The following is a 14,685-nucleotide window of genomic DNA, read 5'->3' on the forward strand; positions in this document are numbered from 1 at the left end:
TTGATGTGAAATCGAAGTTAAATCTGCTCCAAGATCCTGTAGACCTCACGGCGGCACTGGTGGACATCGAATCGGTGTCCCACAATGAGACCGCGATTGCGGATGCCGTCGAGGCGGCATTGCGTGAGGTCGCGCAGGCAAATGAGTCGATTGAGGTCCTGCGCATTGACAACAACGTGATTGCGCGGACCCATCGGGGGTTGCCGCAGCGCGTGATTTTGGCAGGACACCTGGATACGGTGCCGACTGCGGACAATGTGCCCTCGACGCGTGGGGTAGACGCGCAGGGGCGAGACACACTGTTTGGGTGTGGAACTGTGGATATGAAAAGCGGTGACGCAGTCTACCTGCATGCTTTTGCGACGCTGGCGGCAAGCCAGGAGTTGCAGCGCGACCTGACACTCATCATGTACGAATGCGAAGAAATCGCCGCGGAGTTCAACGGGTTGCGGCACTTGAGTGAGTCGCATCCGGAGCTCCTGGCTGGCGATGTCGCTTTGCTGGGCGAGCCCAGCGGCAATGTCATCGAAGCCGGCTGCCAGGGCTCTATTCGCCTGCGTCTGACCGCTCACGGCACACGTGCACACTCGGCTCGGGCGTGGCTCGGCGACAACGCCGTGCACAAGTTAGCACCGGTGCTGTCACGCATTGCCGCCTATGAACCGCAGACCGTGGATATCGACGGCTTGGCCTACCGCGAAGGGCTCAACGTCGTCTGGCTGGAGGCCGGGGTTGCCACCAATACGCTTCCCGACGAGGCGGTGCTGCGAGTCAACTTCCGATTCGCGCCCAACCGCAGCGCCGATGAGGCCATGGCACACTTCCGCGAGGTGCTGGGACTCGACGAGTTTGCGGCCGAGGACCTCACCGTCGATGTCGAGGATGTGAGCCCTGGGGCACTACCGGGACTGCATGCGGCTGCTGCGAAGGAGTTGGTTGCGGTCGCAGGCGACGTCGTAAAGCCCAAGTTTGGGTGGACCGATGTGGCGCGTTTTTCCGCGCTCGGCATTCCTGCAGTGAACTTTGGCCCGGGTGATCCGGCGTACTGCCACAAGAAGGATGAGCAGATTCCGGTCGAGTGCATTACGGCACTGTGGGAGGACCTGCGGCGGTACTTGACCACCGCGCCGGTGGCTGGGTGAGCCTAGAATCACACCCTGCCCTCGCTGAGCGGGTGCGCGTATGTCATTGCTGGCATACATTGTGAGGTTATGAAACCTGTACGTACTCCGTCCCCAGCTAAGCGCCGCGCACTCCGCGGCCCAATCGCGATTCGACAGGCGGGCGAACCGCAGGCGTCTACGACCGACCGCAGGCTGTTGTCACACAATCCGAACACGGACTGGCTGCACAACGACACCTGGCGTGTGCTGCGCATTCAATCGGAATTCGTTGACGGCTTTGGTGCGTTGGCGGAGATTCCGCCGGCGGTGACGGTGTATGGTTCGGCGCGTTTGCCAGAGGACAGCCCGTACTACCAGTGGGGCTTCGACCTGGGCAAAGCACTGGCGGAGGCGGGTTACGCGACCATCACTGGTGGCGGCCCGGGCATCATGGAAGCCGCCAACCGCGGCTGTTACGACGCCGACGGCCTTTCCATTGGGCTGGGCATTGAGCTGCCGCACGAGCAGCACTTGAATGACTGGGTCGACCTGGGCATGAACTTCCGCTACTTCTTCGTTCGCAAGACCATGTTCCTGAAGTACTCGCAGGCGTTTATCTGTCTGCCGGGTGGATTCGGCACGCTCGATGAACTCTTTGAGTCACTGGTGATGGTGCAGACCGAGAAGGTGGAAAATCACCCAATCGTGCTGCTGGGCACTGAGTTCTGGTCGGGGCTGGTCGATTGGATGCGCGAGAAACTGGTGGCCATGGAGCTGATTTCTCCGACTGATATGGACCTTTTCCTGGTCACCGACTCCATTGAAGAAGCGGTCGAGTACATCGAGGCCGCGCACGAAAAGTTGATGGAAGAGTGCGAGCCGACCTCTGACGTTCCCGAAAAGCTCCGCCGAGTCCGTCGCTTCAGCGAGAGGTAAGACGCTGTGCGGAGTTTTTATCAGGACTCCGCGGTGCCGACGGTGATGGCCATCGTCAATCGCACCCCGGATTCCTTCTATGACCGTGGCGCAACGGCTGCGGAGGAGGCCGCGCTTGCTCGCGTCGACGAAGTTGTAGCTACCGGCGCAGGCATTGTCGATATTGGCGGCGTCAAGGCTGGTATCGGTGCGGAAGTAACTGTTGCCGAGGAGATTGAGCGCGTGGTGCCGACCATCGCGAAGGTCCGCGAGCGCTATCCTGACCTGCACATCAGCGTCGACACCTGGCGCGCCGAAGTCGGGGAGGCCGCCATCAAAGCTGGCGCCAACCTCATCAACGACACTTGGGCAGGCCATGACCCGGAGCTGCTGGAAGTCGCTGGCGCCCACGGGATGGGTTACGTCTGCTCACACACCGGTGGAGCACTGCCACGCACCAATCCGGTTCGCGTGCGTTACGACGACGTCGTGGACGATGTCATCTCAGAAACCGGCAAGCTCGCCCAGAGGGCAGTGGACGCTGGCGTGCCGGAGGACCGCATCCTCATCGATCCCACCCACGACTTCGGCAAGAACACCTACCACGGCCTCGAACTTCTGCGGCGCTGCAATGAGCTCGTGGCTACAGGATGGCCGGTGCTCATGGCGCTGTCGAATAAGGACTTCGTCGGTGAGACTTTGGACCGCCCGGTCGAGCAGCGTGTGCCCGGCACCTTGGCTGCGACCGCCCATGCGGCAGCTGCCGGCGTTGCGGTGTTCCGTTCGCATCAGGTGTCCGAAACCCTTGATGTTTGCCGTATGACTCTGGCTATTTCCGGTGATTTTGCGCCACTGCATCCGGTGCGTGGGCTGGTGTAAGGGGCGTAGTTTGAGGCGCTTCACCCATGCCGCTGCGTGAAACAAAGGACTATGATGAAGAGAAGTAGTCGAAAATGCCGACAGGGATTCTAAACCGGGATCTTGAGCCGGGGTCGTAGACCGAGGTCTTGAACCGGGATTGTCAATCTCCTGGCTACCACAGCCGAGCTGGGGTGGCTGGTCGTCTCCTGCATCGACATTGTCTTAGAACGAAGGAGTTCACATGGCAGCAATGAAGCCGCGTACCGGTGATGGTCCGCTGGAGGCAGTTAAAGAGGGCAAGAAGATTGTAATGCGCGTCCCCGCAGATGGTGGTGGGCGCCTGGTGGTGGAACTGTCCCCGGAGGAAGCCAAGGAGCTCGGTGCAGAGCTTGTAGCAGTAGTGGAGTAGCAGAGTAGTGGGGTATCGGGTAGAGGCCGGGTAGAGGCGAGCCTGTCCGGTTTTGACCCAGCGGCGACCTACACAGGTGGTGTAGGTCGCCTTTTCTTCTTCAGGTGATAACGGCTCGAATGGAGGGGTTATGAACAAAAAGTACGGGCTGCAAATGTGAAACTGTGGGAGTTTATGACACTTTCAAGCCAGTTTTCGGGGGTAGGTTCAGGCGGTGAATGCATCACCACTTTCGACCAGGAGAAGTAGTGAAGCAAACCCGCCGAACGAAATACAGTGCCATCAAACCCATTGCGCTTCAACACATCGCCAACGGGGCATCAGCAAGCGCAGTTGGACGTGAGTTAGGGATACCCTCACCAACTGTCAGGCGGTGGGCGCGACAAGCCGGAATTGCGATTCAGCACCAATCGCACTGCCCGAAGTTATCGATGATGGATAAGCATCGCGTGATCTACGAGATGCTTATGGCCGGCTCATATAGTGTTGCCCAGATTGCTGCACAGGCTGGGGTGTGCACAACCACGGTGTACAACCGGCGGGCTAGTTTAACCACTATGAATACCCGCAGTCGGATAACACCTGGTGATGTATCTCGTGTTGGTACTGGTCGGCGGCTAGGGCTGGCCGAACGCTTACTTATTGCCGATTGCCTGCGGGCAGGTCATTCGCACCGGCGTATCGCCCAGATAGTCTGTCGTAGTCAATCCACTATCAGTCGTGAAATCGCACGCAACAGCGTCGATGGTATCTACGATGCCTATCACGCTGATCAGGCCAGCCGCGGGCGTCTTGCTCGTCCAAAGCCGCGCAAACTCGATGACAATCGGTTTTTGCGCGCCCAGGTTGTCAATCTGCTCAACCGTGGCGCCTCGCCGCGTCAGGCCAGTGGCAGGTTGGCTGCACTGTGGGGTGATAATACGTCCATGACTATTAGCCACGAGTCGATTTACCAGGCCCTTTACGTACAAGGGGCAGGCAGCTTGCGCAAAGAACTTGTGTTTGAAAAGTCCTGCCGGACTACCCGGCCAGGGCGTAAACCCCGCTCGCTTCTCGCAGGGGTGCCCAAGCCACGTGGAAAACGCTGGACTCATGATGCCAATATTTCACTTCGCCCAGCCGAAGCCAATGATCGTGCGGTACCCGGTCATTGGGAAGGCGATTTGATTATTGGCGCAGATGGCACCAGTGCTTTAGCGACGTTGGTGGAACGCCGCAGCAGGTTTGTGCTGCTCGGCAGGCTCGGCACTGACCATACTGCCGCCAGTGTCAATGAGGTGATGGTACGGATGATTCGTCGGCTCAAAGAGTCGATGGACACCACGATTTCGACGTTGACCTGGGATCAGGGAGTGGAGTTTGCCAAACACACGGAGTTTTCTGTCGCGGAGAATATCCAGGTGTTTTTCGCCGATCCGCATTCGCCGTGGCAGCGAGGTAGCAATGAGCGGATGAATCGGGATATCCGGTTTTATTTCCCCAAAGGCACCAACTTTACCGATGTCACCGACCAAGAGGTCGCCGAGGCGGAAGCATTGCTGAATAACCGGCCGCGGGTAGTGCTCGACGGGTTAACTCCCCGGGAGGTAATCTCTGGTGTTATCCATGATGCAATGACCGCCTGACCCTACCGGGCAATTTTTGTCATAAACGTAGTCAGTAACTCGCATTGGAGTTACTTGGCTGAGCTCGACACGGGCTAAGATAGTGAAAATTATTTTTCTAGCTCAGTTTGAGGAGTGACCGACGTGCTAGCTGACATCATTGATGTGCTTGCTGACCCCATCGATGGCACTGATTTGAAGTTTGGTGATGCCGAACGAATGACTCTGAAGTCCGAATCCGGACATAGCTATGATGTCGCCCGCCAGGGTTACGTTACGCTCGCCGGTGGGGCTGGCCTGCGCTACACCGGCGATGACGCCAAGATGATTACCGCCCGCGAGGAGTTCCTCTCTGGTGGCCACTATGCTCCATTCGTTGAGGCAGTTACAGGCAACGTCCAGGACGTGCTTGACGACGCCAACGTGTCCGAAGCCGCCAGCCCAGTCATCTGCGAAGTCGGTGCGGGCACTGGTTATTACCTCGCACACACGCTGGACAGCATTCCCAATTCTCGTGGCGTAGGCATTGATGTGTCTGTGCCGGCCGCCAAGCACCTGGCCAAGAGCCACCCGCGCCTCGGTGCGGTTGTGGCCGATGCGTGGGCACGGTTGCCGCTGCGTGATGGCTCCATCGATGCGCTTACAGTCGTCTTCGCACCTCGCAACGCGGAGGAGTTCGCTCGCGTGCTCAAGCCGGGCGGCCAGGTTGTGGTTCTGACTGCCACCACTGGTCACTTGGGTGAGCTTCGTGAGCCACTGGGCATCATTGATGTCGAGCGCGGCAAGGTCGAGCGCATGATTTCCCAGGCAGAGGGGCACCTCGTGCCTGTTGGCGACCCGGAGCTGGTGGAGTTCGGTATGAACCTCAACCAGGGTGCAATCGCCGCGCAGATCGGTATGAGCCCGTCGGCACGCCATATTCACCCGGAGGTGCTGCAGGAACGCATTGCGGCGCTACCTGCAGAGATGCACGTCACCGCCCGTGCCTACGTCACTCGTCTTGGCCGCCCGGGAGACTAGCGTTTACTCCTTGACCTCGGTTTTGTGAATCTGCTCATCCAGGTCTTCCGGATCCAGGTCAGCATCCGAGAATTCCGCCGTTAGCGGAAGGCGAAGCTGCAGGTCAGTGCCCGGGCACAGTTCGATAGTGCCCGAGCGCAGCTTAAAGTCCAGCACATGCCCGCCGCCGGTGCCGCCTTCCGCGAGGAAGTGCACGTGACAGCCGGGCACCGAAATTCCCTTCTCATAGACCGGCGTGCGGAAGCCCGCAATCGTGCCCTGCAGGTTCTCGAAATCAACCGACGCGTCTTCTTCCGTCGCATCAACCATCTTCTGATACGGCTTTTCCTGCTTTACGACGGTTCGAGTCTTCACCCACTCAAATTCGCCGGTAATCCGCAGTGCGTACATAAAGTTTTGGCTCGGCACCAGGGAATCGATGATGGGGCTAATTTCCTTGCGAGTCAGGTTTTCCGGCGCATCCATCACCGTGTGGGGAACGAAGTTGGTGACCACCGTGTAGGGGCTGCGCTGATCCATGGTGGCCCGGGTCGCGGAGCCGTCGTGACGCACCTGCCAGCAGACACCGTCGAGGATTACCATTTCGCCATCGAGACCGTCGAAGGTGCCGATGCCGAAGTTTCCATGACCAAGGATTTCGCCAATGGTCATCTCGCCGTCGTAGATGCCATCGAGCAGTGCGGACATCAGTGAGTTTTGGAAAATTGTGTGTCGGACCGTTGGAAAATTCTCGTGAGTGGTCATGGAAGCCATTATATTCCCGATATTTGTAGCCCAAGCTGAGGTGGGTTTTCGGTCCGATGGTGTGGGAGGACCCTGCGGCACGAAAAACGCCCTGCGGAAGAATCCACAGGGCGTTATTTGGTGAATCGAGCGGTTGGTTCTACTTCGGCTGGATGGTGACTGATACGTGGTCAGCAGTGGAGACGATATGAACCGTCTGGCCATCGGCAGCGACAGTGGCGTGGCCACCCTCGACATTCACTGTGAACCCATTCGGGAAGTTGATTGAGGGCACAACGAGCTCGCTGGTGGAACCAGGTGCGAAAACTCCGGTGCCGTCGACGCGGCTATTGTTCCAGCTGGCCTGGTAGACACGGGTGTCGTGGTTCCAGTCAGTAGCTTGCGGGGTGCCTGCGACCGCCCGCAGGTGTGGAGCGGCGAGGATGGTCATCTTGTCGCGGTTGAAGGCATCGGCACCTACGGGTCCTGGAACAGTCGGGTCGAAGACCATGCCCTGTTCCTTCTGGTTCTGCGTCGTCGGGTCGTCGCATCCGCAGTAGGACCAGTACTGCCAGCCGACCATGTGGCGGCGGGCAAGCGAAATTACGCCATTGAGGGTATCGGCATCGTCGGTGGCGCCGAACTCGGAAAGCAGTGTGGCCGAGCCGTTACCGGATGAGACGATTTCCGCATTGTCGAAGGTACGACCATCGAAGAAATCACAGCCCGTGTAGGTGTTGAACAGGGCATTCGTGGTGCAGTAGACATGCCAGCTGAGAGCCGTACCAGCGGTTTCAGGAACCTCCGGGGCTGCCGGATTCGTGTTCAATCCGGTGTTCCACATGGAGTAGGGCTCGTAGTGGACAATAGCGTCCGGGTCCTTGTTGACAATCTGATTGGCAGCCTTCTGGTGCAGTTCATCGAGCTTTTCCTTAGCCGGGCCGCAGTCGCCGAGAGCCAGATAGCACAGTGGGTATGCCGAGCCTGGCCACGGTTCATTAATGATGTCGTAGCCCATCAGTCCCGGCATGTCGCCAAGGCGTTTGGCGACATGGCCCCACATGGCTGCGTAACGCTCCTGCAACCCAACACCGCCCGGCCCTTCGCGGTTATTCAGGAAGTTGTCGTATGCCCTAATGAGGCCGATATTGAGGGCCTGGTTAGCGGGGAAGCCAACCTTCAAGAGGCTGGGAACGCCGTCGTCAATGACAGCCCAATCCGGGGCAAATTCGCCTTCGAACTTCTCGTTGTACATGTCCTGGTGGGCATCGACCAAGACCGCGATTCCACGCTCAGTGAGCATGGAGATAGTGCGGGCAATGGAATCCAGGTATTTGTCGTTGTACTTGCCGGGCTTTGGCTCTACTGCTTTCCAGATAATGCCGACTCGCATGGAGTCGAAGCCCTGCTGCACGAGCCAGTCAGCATCGTCCTCGTTAAAGCCTCCGGCCTCTGGGGTGTAAGGATCGTGCTTGTAGACGATGTTCGACCCCTGAGTGAGGAAAGCACGGCCATCACCGTCGGTAAACCAGCGACCGGACTGTCCAAGGGGACCACGCTCGGTGATGGTAGCGGTACTAGGGGATGGGGCTACTTCTGTAGCGAGCGCCTGATGCGGTACCGCCCCCGCTAGCGCTATGGCAATGGCGGCACCAACTGCTGCCACCTTCTTAGTGAATCTCATACTGAATATGCTATTGACCAGTAATGATAAATTCATCCAAAACGCAAATTAGGTTCAGAAAAGTGGGCAAACGCATAAATAAACGTCCTGAATGGGGTTAGCAAAAAGGCTAAAAGGCCCACCGCTTCCTCTTTGGAAGCGATGGGCCTTATGAGGACACACCGTCCACTGCACAGCCGTGGTGTGCAGTCTCGATGGACGGTCACTATGCACGGCAATAGCGCGCGGCAATCAGCCTGTTACATCAAAGACTTATAGACGTCGACGGTCTGCTGAGCGATGTTCTCCCAGCTAAACACATCTTCAGCGCGCTTCTTACCCGCCTGGCCAACCTTGGCAGCGCGGTCGCGGTCGGCGACCATGTTGTTGACAGCGGCAGCGATGCCTCGTTCGAAGCCCTCCGGATCGGACTCGTCGTAGTGAACCAGAGTGCCGGTTTCGCCATCGACGACAACCTCCGGAATGCCGCCGACATCAGAGGCGACAACGGCGGTGCCACAGGCCATAGCCTCGAGGTTAACGATGCCCAGCGGCTCGTAGATGGACGGGCAGACGAACGAATCCGCGGCCGTCAGGATCTCCTGGATCTTCTCCTTCGGCAGCATGTCCTGCACCCAGAAAATGCCATCGCGCTTCTCCTGGAGGTCATGGACGAGCTGCTCAGTCTCCTTCGCGATCTCCGGGGTGTCCGGAGCGCCGGCGCACAGAACGAGCTGCACACCGTCGTCGAAAAGCGATGCGGCCTTGACCAGGTGAGCGACACCCTTCTGACGGGTGATGCGGCCGACGAATGCAACCATCGGGCGAGACGGGTCAACGCCGAGCTCCTCCAGGACAGACCAGCCGTTCTGTTCCTTGGACTCTTCCCATGTCGGCCGCGGGTACCACAGCTCGGTGTCGATACCGTTCAGGACAACGTGGACCTTGTCGGGGGAGATACGCGGGTAGGCATCCAGGATGGCGTCCTTCATGCGCGCGGAAACAGCAATGACAGCGTCTGCGTACTCCATAGCATTGCGCTCGGACCAGCTGGAAACGTCGTAACCGCCGCCGAGCTGCTCGCGCTTCCACGGGCGGTGCGGCTCCAGTGAGTGCGCGGTGGCCACATGCGGAATGCCCTTGAGCAGACCAGTGAGGTGACCGCCCAGGCCTGAGTACCAGGTGTGAGAGTGGACGACATCAATGTCGGTTGCCGCGGCGGCATTTGCCATGCGCAACCCCGTGGACAGCGTCTTAATCGAGGCGTTGGCATCCTTCAGCTCCGGGTCAACGCCGTGGACATATACATCCGCCTCATCGCGAGGAGCACCCATGCAGTGCACATCGACGTCAACGCCGTCGAGGCCGCGCATGAAACGAGTCAGTTCAGTTACGTGAACACCTGCTCCGCCGTAAATCTCCGGAGGGTATTCCTTGGTCATCATGGCAACACGCATAGTTCCAGCGTAACCAGATTTGACAATTTCCGTCGCTTGATATGCCTGGGTGTGGGTAGCGGGGAGGGGAGACTGGCAGCGAGGAACGTAAATCGCATATAGGTTGGTTGGTGTGAGGAGTCAACCACATGTTTTGTCCATTGTCCTTGCCGGTGGCGAAGGCAAGCGTCTCTTCCCGCTGACGGAAGACCGCGCTAAGCCCGCCGTGCCTTTCGGTGGTAGCTATCGGCTTATCGACTTCGTGCTGTCGAACCTGGTCAACGCAGGTTTCTTGAAGATCTGTGTGCTGACCCAGTACAAGTCCCACTCGCTCGACCGTCACATTTCGCAGGCGTGGCAGCTGTCCGGCATCACCGGCCAGTACGTCACCCCGGTGCCGGCTCAGCAGCGTCTGGGCAAGCGCTGGTTCACCGGTTCGGCGGACGCGATTCTGCAGTCGCTGAACTTGGTTTATGACGAGGATCCGGAGTACGTCATCGTCTTCGGTGCCGACCACGTCTATCGCATGGATCCGCAGCAGATGCTGGAGGCCCACATCGAGTCTGGCGCTGGCGTGACGGTCGCTGGTATCCGCGTCCCGCGTTCTGAGGCCAGCGCATTCGGTGTCATCGATGCCGATGACAACAACCGAATCACCGAGTTCCTGGAGAAGCCGGCTGATCCGCCCGGCACCCCGGATGATCCGAACTCGACGTTCGCGTCGATGGGTAACTACATCTTCACTACCTCCGCGCTTATCGACGCTATTAAGCGTGACTCGGAAGATGAAAACTCCGACCATGACATGGGCGGAAACATCATTCCGATGCTGGTAGAGGAGGGCGAAGCTTTCGTCTGGGACTTCAAGGACAGCTACGTTCCGGGTGAGACCGAACGTGACAAGGGCTACTGGCGTGATGTCGGTACCATCGATGCCTTCTACGAGGCCAACATGGACCTGATTTCCGTCCACCCGGTGTTTAACCTCTACAACAAGAAGTGGCCAATCCACACCTTCTCGGAGGAGAACCTGCCTCCGGCCAAGTTCGTCCAGGGCGGTATTGCTCAGGCTTCGATGGTCGGTGCTGGTTCGATTGTCTCCGGTGGTACGGTCCGCAACTCGGTGATTAGTACCAACGTTGTGGTCGAGGATGGCGCGACGGTGGAGGGCTCGGTTCTCTTCCCAGGCGTTCGCGTCGGCCGCGGAGCAGTGGTTCGCCATGCGATTTTGGACAAGAACGTTGTAGTTTCCGACGGCGCCATTATCGGTGTCGATCCGGAGAAGGACGCAGAGCGCTTCAAGGTCAGCGCTGGTGGCGTTGTGGCCGTTGGTAAGAACCAGGTTATCTAGACTGTCTGAGTCCGACCGGCTGAAAAGGCACGTACCGTGGGGTACGTGCCTTTTGCCTTTAACCCTTTTTGCTACCTAGTTGCTACCTAGCCCCAAAACTGGCAGCCCTAAAAGTTGCGGGCTGCACCTGTGAATATGGGGTGCGCATGTGAATACGGGCATGGGCTGCAAATGTGAAACTGTGTGAGTTTATGACACTTTCAAGCCATTTTTCGGACCATTTTTGTCATAAACGCAGTCAGTAACTCGGCTCGACCCGCCGCCACCAGCCATAAACGCAGTCAGTAAGTCGCAGTGGCCCACCGCTGCCGCTAGCCGGCCGGCCAACAGTAGAAAACTACTTCTTCACCAGCACAGTGGTGCCAGCTGCTAGAGGTAGGCGCATCACGTAAGCGTCGTCAAGCTGGAGCATATATTCGTCGGCTTCGCGGGCAGCGACGGTGTCACGGTCAGTGCGTGACGAGTCAGCGACAGTGCCGTCGAGGAGCGCGCCGGTCAGGACGAGCGCGCCACCGGAGCGAAGCAGCGGCCAGGCCTTTTCCTGGGCGGCGCGGAGGATCGCCGGGGCGACGTCCAAGTAGACCAAGTCGTAGGAGTCGGCGGCCAGTCGATCCATGACCTCCAGCGGCTGCGAAGGCAGGAAGCGCTGTCGGTTGGGGCGGATGCCTGCGGCTCGGAAAGCGGACTTTGCCAGAGACTGGTGCTCGAGCTCCGGGTCGATGCAGGTGAGAACGCCGTCATCGCCGAGGCCGGCGGCCAGGTGCAAACCGACTACGCCTGCCGCAGGCGATGCGATGACAGCGGCGGGGTGACCGTCGCGGCGGGCACTGGTCAGAGCCATGAGCGAGGTCAAAGCGGCGCCGGTCATCGTATCGGGGACGGCAACTCCGTATTCGCGAGCGCTCTCTCGGGCGCTTTCAAGGGCCTCGGAGACTACGGTCGTGTTGTTGACGTGCTGTGCAATAGCGTCACGTGCGGATAGCGGGGTAGCAGAAGAACTCGTTTCGGACACGTTCTATAGCGTAGGAAAAAACTTCGGGCAGGGCAGCGGGGCGCGCCGGTCAGTGCCGGACTAGGTGGGTAAACAAGCCTCAAGTTTGTCTGGACTCTCAAACTATTTTCAGGGTAAGGTCACTACAAACCTAAGGTTGGTAAGGAACACTGAACCTCATGCCCGAACGAGTCAAGTCCGAACGAGTCAGCGTAGGCGCCAGCCGCGAGGACGCCGCGTCCGCTGACGTAACTGAGCAACTGTCCGGCACCGCGGCTTTTGACGCAGGTGTGGGGGAGATGCCGTCGTGGTCGGAGCTGGTCCAGGCCCACGCGGATAGTGTTTATGGGCTCGCATATCGGTTGACTGGTAACCAGCAGGACGCGGAAGACCTGACGCAGGAGACATTCATGCGTGTGTTCCGCTCGCTGAAGTCATACCGTCCCGGCACTTTTGAAGGCTGGCTGCATCGGATTACCACTAACCTGTTTTTGGATATGGTCCGGCATCGGCAGGTCATCCGGATGGAGGCGTTGCCGGAGAACTACGACCGTGTCCCGGGTACGCTGAAGACCCCGGAGCAGGCCGTCGATGACGCGATGCTCGACCCGGATTTGGAAATCGCGCTGGCTGAGCTGCAGCCGGACTATCGCGCGGTGGTTGTCCTCTGTGATGTGGTGGGGCTGACCTACGAGGAAATTGCCAGCACCCTTGGGCTCAAGATGGGCACTGTGCGTTCGCGTATTCACCGGGCACGTTCCAGCTTGCGGGCGACGTTGGAGCGCCTGGAGAAGGAACGACAGGAGCTGCCGGAGTCGGTCACCGCAGGCTAGATTTCCCGCACTCAATCCGCGGGAGCGGCTATTGTGGGGCTAGTTAAATAGGTGCGATTTCTGGAGGTGCTGCAGTCTGTGATTCAGCAGGGCGATGACAAGCGTTTTTTGTCAACGGAGCATCTCGGCACCGAGGCAATTGCCGCTTTTGTTGACGGCGAGTTGTCGGTCGTAGCTGAGCGTCGTGCGCAGGCGCACCTGATGGCATGCCCGGAGTGTCGCCGGGAGGTCGCGAAGCAGCGGCAGGCAGCCAAGCGTCTGCGTGATAGTGCGCCCTTGCACATTCCAGCTGAGCTGCGCGCTCGTATTGCTGATTTCGCAGGCAGTTGCGAGGACTCAGAGCCCCATCGGTCGGCGCGGCATCTCACGCACCGTCCGCCGGAGTCGCTGAGTGCCGCGTTGGAGCAGATCGTTCGCGGTTTTCGTAAAGGTGGTAGTCACTAGTGGGCAAACATCGCTCTTTCGATGATTCCGCGTTCGCCCCGGACTCCGATCGTGCCGCCGCAACTGGCGGGTTACAGCGTGCTCCAGGGCAGAAGCTTGACGACGACACCAGTGCGACCGCCCAAGAGTATTCGCCGTGGCAGGATTCGTCGTCACGCATGACGACGGGGCGTCCAGCCCGCAAACCCGAAGCGAAAAAGAAGCCTCGCCCGAAGACGGCTCCCCGCGTCAGCGCGCGGGAAGTGATTTTTGGCCGCGAGGTGCCGTGGCGTGTGATTGCGGCATCGTCGGCCGTGGTGCTGCTCATTGGCGGTGTTGGCGGCTTTGTTGGCGGTTGGGCTGGCAAGTCTTTCCGCTCGGACTACCAGCGTGTGGAGCTGCAGCAGATCGAGGGGCGGCCGGGCAACGGTGATTTGACTGAAATCGGCAAGGTGGCGGAGGCTCTTCGTCCCGCGGTGGTGTCGATTGCGGTCAGTGCCGGTGAGGTCTCGGGCGTGGGCTCGGGGTTTGTCATTGATGGTGACGGTCATATTTTGACGAATAACCACGTCGTTTCGGCGGTGGCGGACCGGCAGGATATGCAGGTCTCCGTAACGTTTTGGGACGGCGGAAAGCTGAAGGAAGTGCCGGCCAAGATTATTGGCCGCGACCCGAAGACCGACCTCGCTGTGATTAAGGTCGAAGATGTTGCGGGGCTGACTGTGGCGCAGCTTGGTGATTCCAACGCGGTTGCGGTCGGTGACACAGTGATTGCGATGGGCTCGCCGCAGGGGCTTGGCGGCACGGTGACCTCGGGCATTGTCTCGGCGCTCAATCGCCCGGTGCGCCTGGCTGCTGAGGGGACCGACACGGACGGTTACGCCGATGCGATTCAGACCGATGCCTCCATCAACCCGGGTAACTCGGGTGGTCCACTGGTGGATATCCGCGGTGCCATTATCGGTATTAATACGGTGATTTTCAGTAGTTCGGGTGGCTCACAGGGGTTGGGCTTTGCGATTCCAATCAATTCAGCCGTTGCCATCGCGGAGCAGCTCATCGCCGGTGAGCAGCCGGTTCATCCGGGGATTGGCGTGACAGCGCGCACGGTTTCCAATGGCGCACTGACTGGTGCCGAGATTGCCAGCATCCTGCCGGGAGGCGTTGCCGACCGGGAAGGCCTGCAGGAAGGCGATGTGATTACGGCTGTGGGAGACCGCGCGGTATCGTCCGCAGATGAGCTCACGGTGGCGCTGTGGACTGTTGGCGCTGGTAATGAGGCGGTATTGAAGATCGTTCGCCACGGAGCCGAGCTGGAGGCGAAGATCACGCCGGAGTAGGGGGCGCTGGTTT

14 protein-coding genes are annotated in these 14,685 nt (G+C 59.4%); 10 read left to right on the forward strand and 4 right to left on the reverse strand.

Annotation, left to right across the window (positions count from 1 at the left end; genetic code table 11):
* Window positions 1-5 precede the first annotated feature (5 nt).
* The 6 genes from EGX79_04040 (at window position 6) to EGX79_04065 (ending at window position 5,912) form a co-directional block, all read left to right on the forward strand.
* Window positions 6-1,142 carry a succinyl-diaminopimelate desuccinylase gene (locus EGX79_04040; protein AYX81427.1) on the forward strand — a complete coding sequence of 379 codons (1,137 nt, stop codon included), beginning with the start codon at window positions 6-8 and terminating at the stop codon, window positions 1,140-1,142.
* Window positions 1,143-1,211: 69 nt separating this feature from the next.
* On the forward strand, window positions 1,212-2,039 hold the full coding sequence (locus EGX79_04045; GenBank protein ID AYX81428.1) for a TIGR00730 family Rossman fold protein: 828 nt from the start codon (window positions 1,212-1,214) through the stop codon (window positions 2,037-2,039).
* A gap of 45 nt (window positions 2,040-2,084) precedes the next feature.
* Window positions 2,085-2,897 carry a dihydropteroate synthase gene (folP, locus tag EGX79_04050; GenBank protein ID AYX81429.1) on the forward strand — a complete coding sequence of 271 codons (813 nt, stop codon included), beginning with the start codon at window positions 2,085-2,087 and terminating at the stop codon, window positions 2,895-2,897.
* A 223-nt stretch (window positions 2,898-3,120) separates the two neighbouring features.
* Window positions 3,121-3,288 (forward strand): DUF3117 domain-containing protein, encoded by a 168-nt coding sequence (locus EGX79_04055; protein ID AYX81430.1) that lies wholly within the window; start codon window positions 3,121-3,123, stop codon window positions 3,286-3,288.
* 248 nt (window positions 3,289-3,536) lie between these two features.
* Window positions 3,537-4,913, forward strand: coding sequence for an IS30 family transposase (locus EGX79_04060; GenBank protein ID AYX81431.1), 1,377 nt, complete (start codon window positions 3,537-3,539; stop codon window positions 4,911-4,913).
* 123 nt (window positions 4,914-5,036) lie between these two features.
* Window positions 5,037-5,912 carry a methyltransferase domain-containing protein gene (locus EGX79_04065; protein AYX82713.1) on the forward strand — a complete coding sequence of 292 codons (876 nt, stop codon included), beginning with the start codon at window positions 5,037-5,039 and terminating at the stop codon, window positions 5,910-5,912.
* Window positions 5,913-5,915: 3 nt separating this feature from the next.
* Here EGX79_04065 and budA read toward each other — a convergent pair whose 3' ends face one another.
* The 3 genes from budA to glgA all read right to left on the reverse strand — a co-directional run bounded on the left by budA (window position 5,916) and on the right by glgA (window position 9,755).
* Window positions 5,916-6,665 carry an acetolactate decarboxylase gene (gene budA, locus EGX79_04070; protein ID AYX81432.1) on the reverse strand — a complete coding sequence of 250 codons (750 nt, stop codon included), beginning with the start codon at window positions 6,663-6,665 and terminating at the stop codon, window positions 5,916-5,918.
* Window positions 6,666-6,795: 130 nt separating this feature from the next.
* Window positions 6,796-8,319 (reverse strand): endoglycoceramidase, encoded by a 1,524-nt coding sequence (locus tag EGX79_04075; GenBank protein ID AYX81433.1) that lies wholly within the window; start codon window positions 8,317-8,319, stop codon window positions 6,796-6,798.
* Window positions 8,320-8,558: 239 nt separating this feature from the next.
* The gene (glgA, locus tag EGX79_04080; protein AYX81434.1) at window positions 8,559-9,755 is read right to left on the reverse strand and encodes a glycogen synthase; all 1,197 of its coding nucleotides are present in this window, start codon (window positions 9,753-9,755) and stop codon (window positions 8,559-8,561) included.
* Window positions 9,756-9,867: 112 nt separating this feature from the next.
* Between glgA and glgC the strand changes: the two genes are divergently transcribed.
* Window positions 9,868-11,085: a glucose-1-phosphate adenylyltransferase gene (gene glgC / locus EGX79_04085; GenBank protein AYX81435.1), complete on the forward strand. Its 1,218-nt coding sequence runs from the start codon at window positions 9,868-9,870 to the stop codon at window positions 11,083-11,085.
* A gap of 337 nt (window positions 11,086-11,422) precedes the next feature.
* On the opposite strand, the gene EGX79_04090 is transcribed toward glgC, so the two are convergent.
* Window positions 11,423-12,097, reverse strand: a complete 675-nt coding sequence (locus tag EGX79_04090; protein AYX81436.1) for an O-methyltransferase — start codon at window positions 12,095-12,097, stop codon at window positions 11,423-11,425.
* 158 nt (window positions 12,098-12,255) lie between these two features.
* On the opposite strand from EGX79_04090, the gene sigE reads away from it, so the two are divergent.
* From sigE to EGX79_04105, 3 genes are all read left to right on the forward strand, one after another.
* Window positions 12,256-12,909 carry an RNA polymerase sigma factor SigE gene (gene sigE / locus EGX79_04095; protein ID AYX81437.1) on the forward strand — a complete coding sequence of 218 codons (654 nt, stop codon included), beginning with the start codon at window positions 12,256-12,258 and terminating at the stop codon, window positions 12,907-12,909.
* 108 nt (window positions 12,910-13,017) lie between these two features.
* A complete protein-coding gene (locus tag EGX79_04100; GenBank protein ID AYX82714.1) occupies window positions 13,018-13,353 on the forward strand; it encodes a hypothetical protein in 336 nt (111 codons plus the stop codon).
* A complete protein-coding gene (locus EGX79_04105) occupies window positions 13,353-14,672 on the forward strand; it encodes a PDZ domain-containing protein (GenBank protein ID AYX81438.1) in 1,320 nt (439 codons plus the stop codon). Before EGX79_04100 ends, EGX79_04105 begins: the two co-directional genes overlap by 1 nt.
* The last annotated feature ends 13 nt before the right edge of the window (window positions 14,673-14,685 follow it).

The organism is Corynebacterium jeikeium (genome assembly GCA_003955985.1).
Lineage (GTDB): Bacteria > Actinomycetota > Actinomycetes > Mycobacteriales > Mycobacteriaceae > Corynebacterium > Corynebacterium jeikeium_D.